General features: G+C 33.6%; 21 protein-coding genes. 8 read left to right on the top strand and 13 right to left on the bottom strand.

Annotation, left to right across the window (positions count from 1 at the left end; translation table 11 throughout):
- Positions 1-228 precede the first annotated feature (228 nt).
- Entirely contained in the window at positions 229-711 is a 483-nt protein-coding gene (locus HCJ45_RS03325) for an SRPBCC domain-containing protein (protein ID WP_187124006.1), read from the bottom strand.
- A gap of 310 nt (positions 712-1,021) precedes the next feature.
- Here HCJ45_RS03325 and proC point away from each other — a divergent pair, with 310 nt between their 5' ends.
- Positions 1,022-1,822 carry a pyrroline-5-carboxylate reductase gene (gene proC / locus HCJ45_RS03320; RefSeq protein WP_187124005.1) on the top strand — a complete coding sequence of 267 codons (801 nt, stop codon included), beginning with the start codon at positions 1,022-1,024 and terminating at the stop codon, positions 1,820-1,822.
- Between the two features lie 6 nt (positions 1,823-1,828).
- Here proC and HCJ45_RS03315 read toward each other — a convergent pair whose 3' ends face one another.
- Positions 1,829-2,254, bottom strand: coding sequence for a GNAT family N-acetyltransferase (locus HCJ45_RS03315; RefSeq protein WP_187124004.1), 426 nt, complete (start codon positions 2,252-2,254; stop codon positions 1,829-1,831).
- A gap of 186 nt (positions 2,255-2,440) precedes the next feature.
- Positions 2,441-3,124, bottom strand: coding sequence for an NlpC/P60 family protein (locus HCJ45_RS03310; protein ID WP_185381024.1), 684 nt, complete (start codon positions 3,122-3,124; stop codon positions 2,441-2,443).
- Between the two features lie 306 nt (positions 3,125-3,430).
- Between HCJ45_RS03310 and HCJ45_RS03305 the strand changes: the two genes are divergently transcribed.
- From HCJ45_RS03305 to HCJ45_RS03290, 4 genes are all read left to right on the top strand, one after another.
- On the top strand, positions 3,431-4,063 hold the full coding sequence (locus tag HCJ45_RS03305) for a Crp/Fnr family transcriptional regulator (RefSeq protein ID WP_187124003.1): 633 nt from the start codon (positions 3,431-3,433) through the stop codon (positions 4,061-4,063).
- A gap of 219 nt (positions 4,064-4,282) precedes the next feature.
- Positions 4,283-4,786 (top strand): RNA polymerase sigma factor SigV, encoded by a 504-nt coding sequence (gene sigV / locus HCJ45_RS03300; protein ID WP_187124002.1) that lies wholly within the window; start codon positions 4,283-4,285, stop codon positions 4,784-4,786.
- Positions 4,779-5,627 (top strand): anti-sigma-V factor RsiV, encoded by an 849-nt coding sequence (rsiV, locus tag HCJ45_RS03295; protein WP_187124001.1) that lies wholly within the window; start codon positions 4,779-4,781, stop codon positions 5,625-5,627. Before sigV ends, rsiV begins: the two co-directional genes overlap by 8 nt.
- 13 nt (positions 5,628-5,640) lie before the next feature.
- Entirely contained in the window at positions 5,641-6,483 is an 843-nt protein-coding gene (locus tag HCJ45_RS03290) for a polysaccharide deacetylase family protein (RefSeq protein WP_187124000.1), read from the top strand.
- A gap of 48 nt (positions 6,484-6,531) precedes the next feature.
- On the opposite strand, the gene HCJ45_RS03285 is transcribed toward HCJ45_RS03290, so the two are convergent.
- The 4 genes from HCJ45_RS03285 to HCJ45_RS03270 all read right to left on the bottom strand — a co-directional run bounded on the left by HCJ45_RS03285 (position 6,532) and on the right by HCJ45_RS03270 (position 9,045).
- Positions 6,532-6,960: a hypothetical protein gene (locus tag HCJ45_RS03285; RefSeq protein ID WP_185397941.1), complete on the bottom strand. Its 429-nt coding sequence runs from the start codon at positions 6,958-6,960 to the stop codon at positions 6,532-6,534.
- Positions 6,961-6,995: 35 nt separating this feature from the next.
- A complete protein-coding gene (gene floA, locus HCJ45_RS03280) occupies positions 6,996-7,934 on the bottom strand; it encodes a flotillin-like protein FloA (RefSeq protein ID WP_185345951.1) in 939 nt (312 codons plus the stop codon).
- On the bottom strand, positions 7,931-8,236 hold the full coding sequence (locus tag HCJ45_RS03275) for an NfeD family protein (RefSeq protein ID WP_187123999.1): 306 nt from the start codon (positions 8,234-8,236) through the stop codon (positions 7,931-7,933). The genes floA and HCJ45_RS03275 overlap by 4 nt, the downstream gene beginning before the upstream one ends.
- A gap of 146 nt (positions 8,237-8,382) precedes the next feature.
- Complete coding sequence (locus HCJ45_RS03270) at positions 8,383-9,045, bottom strand: uracil-DNA glycosylase (RefSeq protein ID WP_187123998.1); 663 nt, start codon at positions 9,043-9,045, stop codon at positions 8,383-8,385.
- Between the two features lie 142 nt (positions 9,046-9,187).
- Between HCJ45_RS03270 and HCJ45_RS03265 the strand changes: the two genes are divergently transcribed.
- Positions 9,188-10,303 carry a low temperature requirement protein A gene (locus HCJ45_RS03265; RefSeq protein WP_187123997.1) on the top strand — a complete coding sequence of 372 codons (1,116 nt, stop codon included), beginning with the start codon at positions 9,188-9,190 and terminating at the stop codon, positions 10,301-10,303.
- Between the two features lie 115 nt (positions 10,304-10,418).
- Here the strand turns inward: HCJ45_RS03265 and HCJ45_RS03260 are convergent, their stop codons facing one another.
- From HCJ45_RS03260 to HCJ45_RS03240, 5 genes are all read right to left on the bottom strand, one after another.
- Positions 10,419-10,712, bottom strand: coding sequence for a DUF2087 domain-containing protein (locus HCJ45_RS03260; RefSeq protein ID WP_187123996.1), 294 nt, complete (start codon positions 10,710-10,712; stop codon positions 10,419-10,421).
- Positions 10,713-10,738: 26 nt separating this feature from the next.
- Positions 10,739-11,563, bottom strand: a complete 825-nt coding sequence (locus HCJ45_RS03255; protein WP_187123995.1) for an MFS transporter — start codon at positions 11,561-11,563, stop codon at positions 10,739-10,741.
- A gap of 8 nt (positions 11,564-11,571) precedes the next feature.
- Complete coding sequence (locus HCJ45_RS03250) at positions 11,572-12,024, bottom strand: MFS transporter (RefSeq protein WP_187123994.1); 453 nt, start codon at positions 12,022-12,024, stop codon at positions 11,572-11,574.
- A gap of 169 nt (positions 12,025-12,193) precedes the next feature.
- Entirely contained in the window at positions 12,194-12,562 is a 369-nt protein-coding gene (locus HCJ45_RS03245; protein ID WP_187123993.1) for a hypothetical protein, read from the bottom strand.
- Positions 12,563-12,654: 92 nt separating this feature from the next.
- The gene (locus HCJ45_RS03240) at positions 12,655-13,026 is read right to left on the bottom strand and encodes an iron chaperone (RefSeq protein WP_187123992.1); all 372 of its coding nucleotides are present in this window, start codon (positions 13,024-13,026) and stop codon (positions 12,655-12,657) included.
- A 336-nt stretch (positions 13,027-13,362) separates the two neighbouring features.
- Here HCJ45_RS03240 and HCJ45_RS03235 point away from each other — a divergent pair, with 336 nt between their 5' ends.
- A complete protein-coding gene (locus HCJ45_RS03235; RefSeq protein ID WP_187123991.1) occupies positions 13,363-13,566 on the top strand; it encodes a helix-turn-helix transcriptional regulator in 204 nt (67 codons plus the stop codon).
- A 3-nt stretch (positions 13,567-13,569) separates the two neighbouring features.
- Positions 13,570-13,977, top strand: coding sequence for a 2'-O-methyl transferase (locus tag HCJ45_RS03230; RefSeq protein WP_187123990.1), 408 nt, complete (start codon positions 13,570-13,572; stop codon positions 13,975-13,977).
- A gap of 153 nt (positions 13,978-14,130) precedes the next feature.
- Here the strand turns inward: HCJ45_RS03230 and HCJ45_RS03225 are convergent, their stop codons facing one another.
- Positions 14,131-14,487 carry a hypothetical protein gene (locus HCJ45_RS03225; protein WP_187123989.1) on the bottom strand — a complete coding sequence of 119 codons (357 nt, stop codon included), beginning with the start codon at positions 14,485-14,487 and terminating at the stop codon, positions 14,131-14,133.
- Between the last annotated feature and the right edge of the window lie 97 nt (positions 14,488-14,584).

The following is a 14,584-nucleotide window of genomic DNA, read 5'->3' as shown; positions in this document are numbered from 1 at the left end:
AATTCACGAAAAAAGCCATTTGCTAATAGTATTAAAAGTGAACTATTTCTTTTCAAGCTAAATTATTACTTTAGATTGAGTTATTTGTAGATATTATCATTCCGAAAAATATATTTTCTTCAAGTCATACTTATATTTCATTTTTAAACATAACCACTTTTTAGTTCCAGCCAAAAAAAGCCTTAAATAAAACTAGTTTCGCTTTATTTAAGGCTTGACATTATTATTTTATATAGCGCTCTTTAATGCTTTTTGATACTTTAAAAAAAGTGACTCGAACTCAGTTTGATCAAAATCGTAGTCGCTTCCCTCGGCTACCGATTGTAATTTCTTCAAGCAAATATGCCAGCCTGCCACGTCTCTTGGGGTATGCTCGGTAATTGTTTGAAGTTGTTCGGTGAAAGTCACTAGTGTTTTATTTTTTGCTGATTTAGATAACTCAAAAGTAACATTATCTTCATCCCATTCAAAACTCACTATTCTGTCCGTTTCCCATGCTAAAATCGGCATGGTTATTTTTTCTTCTGGCGTCATCACAAAAAGCAGATGTCCGCTAGGTCCAGATTCACCTATTTCTAGTTCATTAAACCACTGAGCTAATCCATCATTTGTAGTTAATAACGAAAAAACACTTGCAGCTGGTGCATTTATTTCTAGTTCGAAGCTAACTTTTGTAGGTTTTCCAACATGCTTTTCAATACTTTCTTTCATACAAATCACCCCTAGCAATTTGCTTTTATTTTCGCATAGTTTGGTCATTATCGCAAAAAGAAAGATTAGGTTTTAATGAACCTTTAATTGAGCATCTATGAAGATCAAAAAACAGCTAAATGAATAGTGGCGATCGAAACTTCCATTTCAAAAACAGATAAAATTGCAGTTGTTTGATTAGACACCTTTTAACTACACTTAATTATTGATATTTAGCAAAAGATTTTTTCTTATAAAAATCATCCAATATTGGACAAAACCGGACAACATGAGATAATAGAAAAAAAGATTGATTGGGGCGAATTACAGTATGACTAAAATTGGGTTTATCGGTGCAGGAAATATGGGGACAGCAATGATTCGCGGTCTTGCAAAAACGGCTTTTATAGATCAAAAAAACTTATTTGTCTGTGGTAGAAATATGGAGAAATTACAGCCACTTGAAACAGAATTTAACAACATCCAGCTAACGACTAACGCACAATATTTAGCGGAACAAGCTGATATTATTATTTTGTCTGTTAAACCATATACCATTTCTGAGGTACTAACTACTATAAAAGAAAAGCTTACTCCAAATAAACTAATTATTTCAGTAGCTGCTGGGGTAACGATTGCTGATTTAGAACAGCTAACTACTTCAGAAACTAAAATTGTTCGTGTCATGCCAAATACACCTGCACTAGTTGGCGAAGGTATGTCCTCCATTTCGCCTAGCGCAAGTGTGACTGCCGAAGAAACAGCTATCGTTTCTAAAATTTTTACAAGTTTTGGTAAAGCAGAAGTCGTTCCGGAAAATTTGATTGATGCCGTTGTTGGCGTAAGTGGTTCTTCGCCTGCTTATGTCTATATGTTTATAGAAGCTTTAGCAGACGGCGCTGTCCAGAATGGCTTACCACGTGATAAAGCTTATAAATTCGCTGCACAAGCTGTTCTAGGTGCCGCAAAAATGGTTCTCGAAACTGGGGAACACCCTGGAAAATTAAAAGATATGGTAACCTCTCCTGGTGGAACTACGATTGAAGCTGTAAAATCACTCGAAGATAACGGCTTTCGTTCAGCTGTAATAAATGCTGTTCAAGCAGCTGCATTAAAAAATAGTTCTATGTAAGTTGATTTATAAATATTTAACAAAATAATACTTTTCTACTCCTTTTAAAGGAAAATCCTGAACTCGGCCAAGCTCCGTATATCCGCATTTTTTATAAAATTCCGGAGCTTGGTAACTAAATGTTGTTACTGTTATATGATGACAATGGTGCATTTTCGCGTATGTCTCTACTTTATTCATTAACGCAGTCCCCAAACCATGTCCTTGAACTTTTTTATCCACTGAAAGTAGTGAGATATGTAATTCTCCATAGCTAATTTTCGCTGTAACCCCACCAACCATTTCTAAAGCATCATTTAATATCGCAAAACTAACAGGTATCATATCACTTTTTGGTATATCATAACCAAGTCGTTCCTTATGATCCAGCAACCCCTCTGTTACCTTTGCTCCAACTTCTTCAAACGGTAATTCTTTTATTTGAAACGCCATCTCCATTCCTCCTTGCCTCTGTTTTAATTTCTTAGTAACTTCGCGCTTTTATTGATGTTACGAAAGTATTTTAAGATGTTATTTTATATAAATACCCTTATTAAAAGACAAAAAAACTGTAGATAAATTGATTTCTCATTTTGTCTACAGTTCAAACTTCACTATAACCAAGTGATGTTTTATCATTTATTTTAAATTTGTTACACGACCATAACCAGCAATATATTTTTTCCAGTAGCCAGATTTGATAGTGTCATATTTAACTCCATTGTTTTGTGCATTAAGCATCTTTCCATTACCAACGTAAATACCAACATGAGCAATCCCTTTACCATAATTAAAGAAAACTAAATCGCCATTTTTTAATTCACTTGCTTTAATTTTCTTGGCAGATGCATACTGTTGTTTCGCGGTACGAGGAATGGACTTCTTAATCCCTTTAGAATAAACATACTGTGTATAACCAGAACAGTCGAAGCAGCTTGGACCAGTCGCACCCATTTTATAGCGTTTACCAATATGTTTTTTTGCTTCATTATTTAGAGAAGCAAAACTTTGTGTCACAGCAACAGGAGCTTTATATGTAGTTACACATTTCCCTGAGACATAACCAGTCTTGCCTTTATATGTTGTTTTATACCAATTATTTTTAGTTTTTGCAGTAAAAGTAACCGTCGTGCCTTTTTTGTAAAATCCGATAACCTTCCCTTTTGTGTTATCAGCTGTGCGAATATTTACATCGGCCGTAGTTGTCATCTTGTAAGTTGTCGCTGCAAATGCATTATTTGTTGGTAGAAATAGTACTGTAAAAGAAATCATTAAAGCTATCCACGCAAAAAAAATCTTTCTTCTCGTTGCTATTATTTTCAATACACGCACCCCTTTTTATATAATGCTAGCATACCAACTCAATGTTACAGTTATACTACAACCACTTTAAAACTTCGCGTTATTATGTAACAGTCTTATTTTTCAAATGAAGCAAAATTTATGATTATTTTCTTTTTAATATTAACGTATCAAAGTAACAAACGTTTTAAAACCCTCTTACAAAAATAAAAGTTTCTCATCTACTTCACAGAATTTCTTCGTAGAATTTCATTTAATTCTTATACTTTTACTGATTGACTCTCATTCTAGAATGTTAATCTATGTATAAGGATAGGTGAGGAAATTATGGAAAAAAATTTAGAATTAATTTTAGAAGACTTGGAAAGTAATAAAGCTGACAACGACTGGGTAACCTATGACACATTATCAGAAGGTACGACTTTAGAAAATAGTCATTTATTAAAACATTTCTTAATTCTTGAAAAAGGAATCCTACACCTAGAAAATCAAAATTCACAAATCTTACAATTTTTCACTGCTGGTGATATTGTCTTTTTATCCCCTTTTGATTTAAATGTCGATATGCAACTGAAACTAGTTTGTGACGAAAATGCCAAAATCGTTTTTGTTGATCGCGAATACTTTTTAAATTTTGCAGCTAACAAAGTATCTTATATGGAGTGGTTATTAAAATCAGTGCTTTCTAATACATCCGCTCTTTGTTTCGAATTAATGAAACACGATTTACCTGCTGACGAACGTATTGTTTATACATTACAACGAGTATGCGAAAAAACAAAACCCGAAGAAACTACAAAAGATTACTATGAAGTACCAACCTTCTTAAATAAAACAAAAATGGCTCAATACGGTTCCATGTCTCGGAAAAACTTATATAACAAATTAGAAACTTTAGAAGAAAAAAACCTAGTAAAACGGAAAAACGAGAAAGTATTTGTTAAATCAATAGCTATTTAAATTATTTTTACTCAATTTTAAAAGGTACTATTCCCAAAAACATTTGCGGAAATAGTGCCTTTTTTTGTTATGTTCAATTATTCAAAAATAGATTATATTTAATGTAACAACAGGCATGCTTTCCCCATTTTTGCTTGCTACAAAATTTTTTTAAATAAAAACAAACTTTTTGTCGGGGTTATTCGTCTATTATATGGATAGTGAGAGGAGCACCATAATATGAATAAAGCTATGCAAGATTATTTCGTAGATTGTATTACGGAGAATAAAGCAGATTTCTATCGTTTAGCATTTAGTTACGTAAAGACAGAAGCAGATGCACTCGATATTATACAAGATTCTATTCAAAAAGCACTTATCAGTTTACATACTGTTAAAAATAAAGACTCCCTGAAGAGTTGGTTTTACAAAATCGTTGTGCGCACATCGATTGATTTCCTTCGAAAAAGAAAAAAATTAATTGTTATGAATCAAGATACTCTCATTTCCTTACATGGGTTGGTGGAAGATAACTATGAAAATATCGATCTACAAATCCAGCTTGAGAAATTACCAATAAAATATAAAACAGTGATTGTCTTACGTTATTTTGAAGACTTAAGTTTGGAAGATATATCTTACATTATCAACCGAAATTTAAGCACAACAAAGACGAGACTTTATAAAGCTATTAAGTTACTTCGTCAAAATCTCAACAATGAGGAGTTGAATCACGATGAATAAATTGCGACAAAACTATAAAAATACACCAATTCCCAATGAACTAGATAGAGTAATCCAACAATCTTTGCATAAAAAAACACAGAAACGGATTTTTTCTATTAAAAGAAGCATTATATCAACCATAGTAATCGGCATAGCGATATTTATCATCACTATCTCAACTAATACGGCTGTTGCTCAAGCAATGATGCAAGTGCCAATTGTAAAAAATATTGTTCAAGTTTTTGTTGGTTCTGAACATAAAGAACAAACAGCTAAAACAGAAATTTCTCTAAAACTACCTAAGATTCAAGGCCTAGACGAAATCGAACTACAAAAACGAATTAATAATACTTATATTAATACAGGCGAAGAACTTTTGAAAGAATATAAAGCCTTTGTGGAAAGCGGAAATGAAAATATCCAAATTTCTAGTGATTTTAAAGAAATAACGAATACCGCTAACCTTCTTACTATTCGTTTAACCACAGAAAAAACTCGGGCAGACAGTTACACAGAAAATAGTTATCTTAATTTAGATAAAAAAAATCAAACCATCCTAAAACTACATAATCTATTTAAAAATGATGATTATGTAAAATTAATTAAAGAAAATATTCTCTCACAAGCACATGCACAAATGGAAGCAAATCCCGAAATAATTTACTGGGATGTTAATGAATGGGAGCCATCTTTTTCTTCCAAAAACCTAGAAAAACGCTTTTATATTAATGCACAAAACAAATTAGTTATTTCATTTAACCAGTTTGAAATCGCACCTGGCTTTATGGGAACCATCGACTTTGAAATTCCTACTAGCGCTATTCAAAGCAACCTTAAAAATAATACATTTATAAAATAAAGGAGAAAACACCATGAAAAAAAGAAAAATAAACAAACGAAACCTGCTGATATTTTTCCTAATTTGCCTAATCCCAATTTGCCTCCTTAGCGTAATTCTTGTAATAAAAAGTTTTGTGTTTGTCGATAACACCAATGCTTCTAGTGAGTATCCTGTGAAAGCACCACCTGCCAAGCAATTTGTCACAAAAGAAATAACCGATAAACTAAAACCTAAAAAAATCGATCAACCAGTGAAATTAGACGGAAAAACGGTTTTTCTAACTTTTGATGATGGCCCTACCACTTATTTAAATGAATTTATTTCCATTTTAAATAAAGCAGAAGCTCCGGCGACATTCTTTTTTGTAGGAAATAGTTTAGAGCAAATGAATAAAGAAACAGCTTCTACTTTGGTTAAATCCGGACATAGCATTGGGCTACATAGCTACTCTCATGATGCAAAGCTACTTTATCGAGATACTAACCCCACATTTATCCCTGAGATGGAACGCTTAAAAACAGCTATTCAAAATAAAACCGGGGTTACCACCAACCTAATTCGCGCACCTTATGGCAGTACTTATTTAACAGATAGCGAGTATCAGAACGTAAAACAAAAAGGCTTTAAAATGCTTGATTGGAATGTAGATAGCAACGATTGGCGCTACAAAGACAATGCAGAGAGTGTTATCCAGTCTGTTATGACCCAAGTAAAAAACTTAGAACAAAGTAACGAACCTTTAGTCATCTTATTTCACGAAAGAAAAAATACTCTCCAAGCACTACCAACCATTATTAAACAACTTAAAGACAAAGGTTACCGATTTGATGCTTATTATGAAAAAACACCTTTCACAGAAATTTTTAAAGACTAATTTGCGCAAAAAAACAGTGGTTCTCGAAATTCGAGGAACCACTGTTTTTTAACGGTCTTTTCGTAATGACACCGGCTTATCCAATATTTCTTTAGTAATAATAGCTTCTTGCAAACTTCCACGTATTTTTCTACTACGCTTATAACTTTGCGATCTACTACTTTCTACCGGCTTCACTTTTTTCTTGCGTTTTGCTTCTCGCTCGGCTTCTTTAAGCGAATTTTGTAATATCACTTGTTGTTTTGCTAGCACTTTATTTTGTTGTTCTTTTTGTGTAAAAGTCCCTTGTGATACATTTCGTTTCGCCGGCTTTTTAGTAGTTTGCGAATGGGTGTGTTTTGGTGTAGAGGCAGCATTTTTGGCTCTCTCCTTAGATTCAGAACCTGATTTACTAAACATACTAATAATAAAACCAAGTATCCCTAAGACAACAACAATACTTTCCCAGCCGCCTTCAATAAAACTATTCCAATCCACTTAAAACACCTTCTTTCTTGTAAAAAGATCGAGGTTTATTTTTCGTCTTCATTTGCAATCGATTCACGCATTGCTGTATCTGATTGTACATTTTCCATTTTGTAGTAATCCATTACACCAAGATTTCCTTCTTCTAAAGCACGAGACAAGGCACGTGGCACTTCTGCTTCTGCGGCTACTACGGCTGCTCTATTTTCTTGTTCTAGAGCAATCGCTTCAGCTTTACGTTTCGATGCAGCTGCTTGGGCAACTTCCATGTCTGCATTGGCTTTTTCAATGTCTAGTTTCGCTTTAATATTATCCCCAATACGCATTTCAGCAATATCAATGGATAAAATAGTATAAGCTGTACCATCTCCAAGTCCTTGTTCTTGGACGTTTTTCGAGATACTATTTGGATTTTCAAGTACATCTGTGTGTTCTCCAGTTTCACCAACTGTAGATACTACGGCTTCTCCGACACGAGCGATAACCGTATCTTCACCAGCACCCCCAACAATACGTTCAATATTGGACTGCACGGTAATTTGTGTAATAACTTTTACTTCTACACCATTTCTAGCCACACCAGTAAATTCAGGAGTACGAATAACTTTTGGTGTTACAGAAGTTTGCACTGCTTCAAGTACATCACGTCCAGCTAGATCAATTGCTGCTGCACGACTAAAATCTAATTCAATATTTGCGCGGTGTGCAGCGATTAACGCATCAACAGTGTTATCCACATCTCCACCAGCTAAATAGTGACTTTCTAATTGGTTTACTTCTAAATCAAGACCTGCTTTTACGGCTTTGATTAAAGGTTTTACAACACGAGATGGTACAACACGACGCAATCTCATTCCGATTAATGTTCCTAGTCCCACTGGTACACGTGCAGATAAAGCACTAATCCATAACCCCACTGGTACTAAAGTGAAAAATACGATCAAAAAGATGATAATTAATGCTGCAATAATAATTGGTCCAATCATTGTCCTTTTTCCTCCTCTTGTATATCTTCATTTACTAACACATATCCAAAATCAATAGCTACGGCAATTATTGGTTTCCCTACTTCCAAATACCCTGTTTTCAAGCGCGCTTCATAGACTTCTCCTTCTATTTTGACACTACCAATTGGTTTTAGTGTTGTTGCAGCTACGCCCCTTTTGCCGACCACTTTATCTCGTAAGTCTTTCATTCGTTCGATTTCCTTGTCTTCTAAAACTCCTCGATGCACGAGTCCCCATGATTCTCCATATACAAAGTCATCTTCTGTAAAATTGTACTTCAATCTAGTCACCTTCTTTAGGAACTTTTTTAAATTTTTACTTTCTCCTGTAATAACCATAACACGAATGAAACTTTAAGTAAAAAGCTTTCAATGAGAAATATTTAAATTTTTTCATTTTTTCATAAAAAATACAAGCCAGTTATTTTTTATTCATTTAAATCCCAATTAATCGGTGTCCGTCCTGCTTTTATTAGGAAATCATTTGTTTTGGAAAATGGTTTACTATCAAAAAAACCACGACTCGCTGCTAATGGTGATGGATGAACACCTTCGATTAGTAAATGTTTCGGGTTTGTGATTCCACTTGCTGCTTTAATTGCATGATTTCCCCATAAAATAAAAACTAATGGCTTTTCGTAATTGTTTAATTCTTCTAGTACATGATCGGTAAATGTTGTCCAGCCTAATTTTTTATGGCTTCCTGCTTTGCCTTCTTCCACGCTCCAGCTAGTGTTCATCAGCAACACGCCTTGTTCAGCCCATTTAGCAAGATGCCCGTGGTCAGCTGGTTCGATTCCTAGATCGGTTTTTAGTTCTTTGTAGATGTTTCGGAGGCTCGGTGGTATTCGTACACCTTTTTGGACAGAAAAACTGAGTCCGTGAGCTTGTCCTGGTCCATGATACGGGTCTTGACCAAGGATAACAACTTTGACTTTATCGTATGAACACAAGCGGAAACAAGAAAACATATCTTCCTCTGATGGATAGACATTTCCTTTTGCCCTAGCATTCGCAACTTCCTTCATTAATTCCATAAAATATGGTTTGGCAGCTTCCTGCTCAAGAAATTCATCCCATGTTTTTACCATCTTTATTTCCTCCTAGTAATAAAATTTGTATGCTATTTAATTATACTTATTGACGGAAGCTTGTGTCAAAAGCAAGTAAGATTTTTCTTTACTTTTTGCATGGGATGGTTTTGGGTAAAGAAGGTATAAATGAGGTGGAGAGATGAAAGAGCGCAAAGTTTCTTGGTTAGAATTATTTTTTGATTTAATATTTGTTACTGCGGTGGCTTCAACTACGCATTTATTGTTAAGTATTAATAATCACCCCGAAAAAGCGGCGGTGTATTTTGGCGAATATTTACTTATGGTTACGCCAATGTTTTGGGCATGGGTTGGTCAGACAATGTTTTTCAACCGGTTTGGCGAAAAAATCAAATGGCCTGAGCTATATATGCTACCCCAAATGTTTTTCTTAATTTTAATGACCGCAAGTTTTGATTTAACTTTTTCGAATACATATTATACCTTTCTGATTGGTTATTTGGGAATTCGGTTCATTACCGTGATTCAGTATTTTGTTATTAGTCGAAAGTTGTCGGGGGATGCACGAAAAGTGGCGTTAATGCTTGGGGGCGTATTTTTGCTTGGTGTGATTACAACGGCGACTTCGGTATTTTTTGATGGTTTTTGGCGGTATTTTGTTATGTATTTGGGAATTGCAGTTGATATAATTTTACCGCTGTTCTTATCGGCTACGCTCCGGAAAGTTCCGGTTGATTTCCCGCATTTGGCCGAACGATTTGGGTTGTTTGTAATTATTACTTTTGGCGAAAGTATTGTTGCGATTACGACAATTTTAGTTGGCCATACGCTGGATTGGTACACGATTTGTTTTGTAGGACTTGGATTTTTAATTATTAGCACGCTTTGGGCTTCGTATTTTTATAGTTTTGAAAAGGTTATTGATCATCATAAGAAGACGCACGGGCAGTTTTTGATTTATGGGCATTTCTTTATTATTGTATCAGTTATGCTGTTGGCTGCGAATTTGCATTTGTTATATGAAGGTCATTTGAATAAGGATGTGCTACTGTTGATGTTGTTTGGTTCGGTGGCGGTGTTTTTTATTTCGAAGCAGCTTGTTTTCGTGGCGCATAAGAAGGCGGATGTGCGATTTTATGTTTGGAAGGATGTTTGTTTGCTTGGGCTTTTGGTTGGGTTGTTTTTGGTGAATTTGATTGGGGATTTTTCGGTGTTTGTTGGGCTTGGGAGTGTTTTGGTTTGTGGGGTAGTGGATTTTTGGGTGCGGGTTGGGGGGTTCAGGTTAGGTAATTATTAATATCTACCTACTATGATATTGGGTTGGCATAATTAAGAAATAGACTGTAGCCCAAAAAAGAAGAGCTAAAATATTTAAAAATAAGCTTCATGGCAAAAACAAAATATATCTAAAATTAAGATATTGGCTTCATCCAATACTGGGACCCGTCTTTTGTTCTATCAAGTAACTCAAAAATAATTAAATATCTTCTTTGTTCTACATATTCCGCTTCAGAAAATACTTCCTTTAGTTTCAAATTTATATCTTTTTCAGAGTATATTTCTCCTTCAACAAATTGTTCTAACACAACTTCTGTAAGTAAAATATACTTCTTTTTCTCAGAAGCAGGAGTTTGCTTTACTTTACCCTGCTTCATGAAGTTTAAGAGAACCTTTTCCTTTTCTTTTTCAGTATAATCGTAGCGCATTTTTCTCCTCCTTAATTTAGGCATACTCAATATATTTTAGCATGTTTTAAATCTTTTTTTGTTATATTTGTATATATCAATACAATAGTATATAGGATAATCCCACTGGAAATAAAGATAAAGGAATCCCAATTAGCAGCTGAAGTAACTTTATGATCAAATAATAGACCATAGATTAAAATCCCAAATGGTTGAATACACATACTCATTACACTCAATAGATGAAAAACTCGTCCTTGTAAATTGGTAGGCACATTTTTTTGAAGCCAGATAGCGAACGGAATATTTAATGTAGAACTTGAAAAACCAATGAGTAGCATTAATAAACTAATCCATATTGTTATTAACAGCTGAGAGTGAATAAATATGGAAGAACCCATTCCGATAAATAAAATCGGCAATATTTTTCCTAGCTGCATTAGATTGTAGACAGGTGTTTGTGATTCTTTTCTACGTGTTAAGATGTATGCTCCAACGATTATACCAAGACTGAGTGCACCTTGAGTAATGCCGAACTGTATAGAAGAAGCTTCCAAGACCTTTAGCATGAGCGAAGGTAAACCTACAAAAATGATTGTATAGAAAAAATTAATAATCATACAGGCGACCATAATAATAACTAGATAGGGCTGCCTTCTCAAGTAAAGTAGACCATCGATAAATAATTGCCAGTTAGAGGTGCTACTATTCTCTTCCACAGAGCATTCCGAACTTTTGTTGAATTTAAAATCAAGTGTGGCTGTTAATAGAAATGTAGTTAGTTCTAAAATAATTTCAAGCATAATTAAGATATTAAAAGGGAGAATTGCATATAAGAGAGCTCCCATAACGGCAGAAAACAAACCAACCATGTTCTCACTTAATTCTTGATTCCTGCCAATTTTTGTAAATCATCTTCTAGAACAACATTGACTTTAGTAGACTCTTGGGCTGTGCTATTAAAATCATCTGTCACTGCTAGAATAATCATAAGTATTACGGTAGGAATCAAAATATGATTACTTGGACCATTAAAAATGAATGTATATACAATCAATGCTGCGATAGTGATAGATTGACTAGTTAAAATAATAAATTTTCTAGAAAATTTATCTACTATTGGCCCTACTAGATGTGATAATAAGAGGCCAATTAATGCAGTTATCATAATCGAAAGTCCAAAACTTATCGAAAGTCCGGTTTTCTCTAAAAGCATTAATCCTAAAGAAAATGAGAAAATAGAACTTCCTAGTGTACCGGTAAAACTAGCTAATATAGATTTTAACAATTGATTTTTAGACTTTTGGATTCGTAGTAATGTATTTTCTGACATGTTATTCTCCCTTACATTGCAAGTTTAAAATATTTGTTTTATTTGGAGGATTTAATGTTTTTAAAGTGAGATTTTGGTTGTAATAATATATTTTCATCTTTTTCACTTTTACTATTTAATTAACGTGATGTAACTGATTTATTTGTAAAAAAAGAAGCAAGCTCCCCGCTCACCTCTCTAAACTTCTATCCTGATGTCTCGTATAATCTGTAAAAATGAACAACCCCATTAAAAAGCTTATTAGGCAGACAACTGGTCGGAAGTAGATTCCTGAATAGCTTGGGGTGAAAATTAGGCCGAAGATTAAGCCAAATAGCCATAGTATTAGGGCCATGAAAATTAGGAAGTCGTTGCGATAGGCGCAGATGATTAGGATGCCTGCGAGTATCATTGCGAACGACATAAAATATCCGGATGAATCAGCTAGATTGTCTGGTATCATAAATAGGTTGATTTTCTTGCTATCCGGACTAAAGATTTCGGCAAGTCCTCCGATAAAGCCAGCTTGGATTGACATAATTCCACAAAAAATCCGCATTTTACACCACTCTTTTAATAAAATCCATATTAGCTTATTTATTATGGCATAAAATATCTGCGTTTGCTAGATGACAAAAGTAACTAAATCTTTTAAATACGCCAAAAGCTGGTGTAATTTGCTTTATCTTGTATGTTAAACTGAATAATTTTTTCTATTAAACTATAATCAACTGGTTTTGCCCAAGTGATTTTAAATAGTCCTTTTGTATAGCCATATCCAGCTTGCTTAATGTCTTCTTCAAAGCGATCAATTCCAGCTACTTCTGGAGAAATGCTCATATGCTGTTTTGCAACAGAAATGCCAAGAATGAAAGTTCCATTATTCGAAAACATTGGTGTGTTCCATTTGATTTCTGGTTTTAAAGTTGGAAAATTTTCCGTAACCCATGTTAAAACTTCTTTTGTACGCTCACGATGGTCAGGGTTTTCAATCCCAGCCAAATATTCTGCAAAAACTTCCATATTTCTTCCTCCTATCAAAACTCGTCTTTTACTTACTCCCATTATATAGAAAAAAATAGGTGTTGCAAATTTAAACAAGCTACTTTAAGTAGAACGACTTGTTTATAAATCCCTTATATCGTCTTGGCTTGCTCGGAAACAATTCCTGCTTTAGCTAATTCCATCGACACTCACCAGTTACCAAATTAATGAATAGAAAAATCACCCTTAAGTAACTTGCCATAATATTGCGCGGCAAATAATAGAATAATTTCCAAAAAATATAAAGGAAGCTTTACATTTCTTTCATTTTATTTTAAAGTATTTGTAAAGATATCTTTACTAGGTGGTGATCATTTGAAAGTAATAAATCGAGTTAAAACGTTACGCGAAGAAAAAGGGATTACGCAAAATGATTTAGCTTCGATATTAGAAGTTTCAAGGCAAACTATTCACGCGATTGAAAAAGGAAAATATAACCCCAGTTTAGAGCTTAGCTTAAAGATGGCAAGGTATTTTGAGTTATCGGTAGAAGAGATATTTCAGCTAGAGGAGGCATAGAAGATGAAAAAATATCAATTTATGAGAATTGTAAGTTTAACTTTTATGGTAATTATATGCTTTTTTTTATTACCAATTACACGAGGAGAACAACCTTCCACAGTAAATGATTTCCTCATATTAATTCCTGCAATTATTGTCGGATCTGTCTTCTCTATTTTCATATTTAAAGAAACCTTTGAAAAGCAATATAAAAAAGAGAAAACAGAAAAAGATGAGCGCTATTATAAAAATAGGAATACCTTCTCTTTTTATTTTGTTATCGCCTTAGCCATAATATTGCCAATTTTCATGGCTATTTTAAATACGCAACACCATTTACAAATATCACTTTCAAGTCTTGCTATTGGCTATTTTATAATTAGCTTTTTCTATATGATTTGTTTAGAAATCATTCAAAGAAAAGCATAATACCCCAATACCAATGAGCTTCATTTAAAAAAACAGATAACAAACAAACAGGAATTTAGTACATTCCATTTTATTAAATGGTTTGATACTAAATTCCTGTTTGTTCTTCATTTCGGAAGTCTCTTTCATTGTATCTTTCTACTAAGCTTAAATTCAAAATACAAGAATTTCAATATTTCGAACTGGAGCACTCTTGCTGTCATTATCAAAATAAAATCTTATGTTAATTTTATTTTCCTTATCTTTAAATTCTATTCCAAAACCATACATATCTACAAAATTCATTTCTTTATAAGACTCTCCATAACTACTAACAACCTCCTTAAAAGTACTGTTTACATGTATACCTTTATTAGTAGAAATAGCAGTGTTTGTCGAGTCAAATGGCAAAGTTAATTCAATAATTTTATTGTGATCTATTCCAATATAGATGTCTTTATTTTCTTTTAATGAATGATAAAACTTATTATTTTCTACTGAATTTGTGTCAGTGACATCTATTGATGACAAGATTTCAACTCCATTTAAACCTTCACTAGACAAGTTGATAGATTTTTGGAAAATACTTAAGGAAGAACTAATCATCCAGATAATCAGTAAGAGTGAC

Origin of the sequence: Listeria immobilis (assembly GCF_014322845.1) — a bacterium.
GTDB lineage: Bacteria > Bacillota > Bacilli > Lactobacillales > Listeriaceae > Listeria > Listeria immobilis.
The sequence above is the reverse complement of the archived record's forward strand: the minus strand, read 5'-3'. Positions and strand labels throughout refer to the sequence as shown.

Bases quoted from the DNA above. Each gene is read 5' to 3' on its own strand.
- HCJ45_RS03325 (WP_187124006.1), bottom strand. From the start codon at position 711: ATGAAAGAAAGTATTGAAAAGCATGTTGGAAAACCTACAAAAGTTAGC.
- rsiV (WP_187124001.1), top strand. From the start codon at position 4,779: ATGAATAAATTGCGACAAAACTATAAAAATACACCAATTCCCAATGAA.
- HCJ45_RS03255 (WP_187123995.1), bottom strand. From the start codon at position 11,563: ATGGTTGGTTTGTTTTCTGCCGTTATGGGAGCTCTCTTATATGCAATT.
- HCJ45_RS03230 (WP_187123990.1), top strand. From the start codon at position 13,570: ATGAAAAAATATCAATTTATGAGAATTGTAAGTTTAACTTTTATGGTA.
- HCJ45_RS03245 (WP_187123993.1), bottom strand. From the start codon at position 12,562: ATGCGGATTTTTTGTGGAATTATGTCAATCCAAGCTGGCTTTATCGGA.
- HCJ45_RS03260 (WP_187123996.1), bottom strand. From the start codon at position 10,712: ATGCGCTACGATTATACTGAAAAAGAAAAGGAAAAGGTTCTCTTAAAC.
- HCJ45_RS03305 (WP_187124003.1), top strand. From the start codon at position 3,431: ATGGAAAAAAATTTAGAATTAATTTTAGAAGACTTGGAAAGTAATAAA.
- HCJ45_RS03250 (WP_187123994.1), bottom strand. From the start codon at position 12,024: ATGTCAGAAAATACATTACTACGAATCCAAAAGTCTAAAAATCAATTG.
- floA (WP_185345951.1), bottom strand. From the start codon at position 7,934: ATGATTGGACCAATTATTATTGCAGCATTAATTATCATCTTTTTGATC.
- HCJ45_RS03240 (WP_187123992.1), bottom strand. From the start codon at position 13,026: ATGGAAGTTTTTGCAGAATATTTGGCTGGGATTGAAAACCCTGACCAT.
- HCJ45_RS03290 (WP_187124000.1), top strand. From the start codon at position 5,641: ATGAAAAAAAGAAAAATAAACAAACGAAACCTGCTGATATTTTTCCTA.
- proC (WP_187124005.1), top strand. From the start codon at position 1,022: ATGACTAAAATTGGGTTTATCGGTGCAGGAAATATGGGGACAGCAATG.
- HCJ45_RS03315 (WP_187124004.1), bottom strand. From the start codon at position 2,254: ATGGCGTTTCAAATAAAAGAATTACCGTTTGAAGAAGTTGGAGCAAAG.
- HCJ45_RS03270 (WP_187123998.1), bottom strand. From the start codon at position 9,045: ATGGTAAAAACATGGGATGAATTTCTTGAGCAGGAAGCTGCCAAACCA.
- sigV (WP_187124002.1), top strand. From the start codon at position 4,283: ATGAATAAAGCTATGCAAGATTATTTCGTAGATTGTATTACGGAGAAT.
- HCJ45_RS03265 (WP_187123997.1), top strand. From the start codon at position 9,188: ATGAAAGAGCGCAAAGTTTCTTGGTTAGAATTATTTTTTGATTTAATA.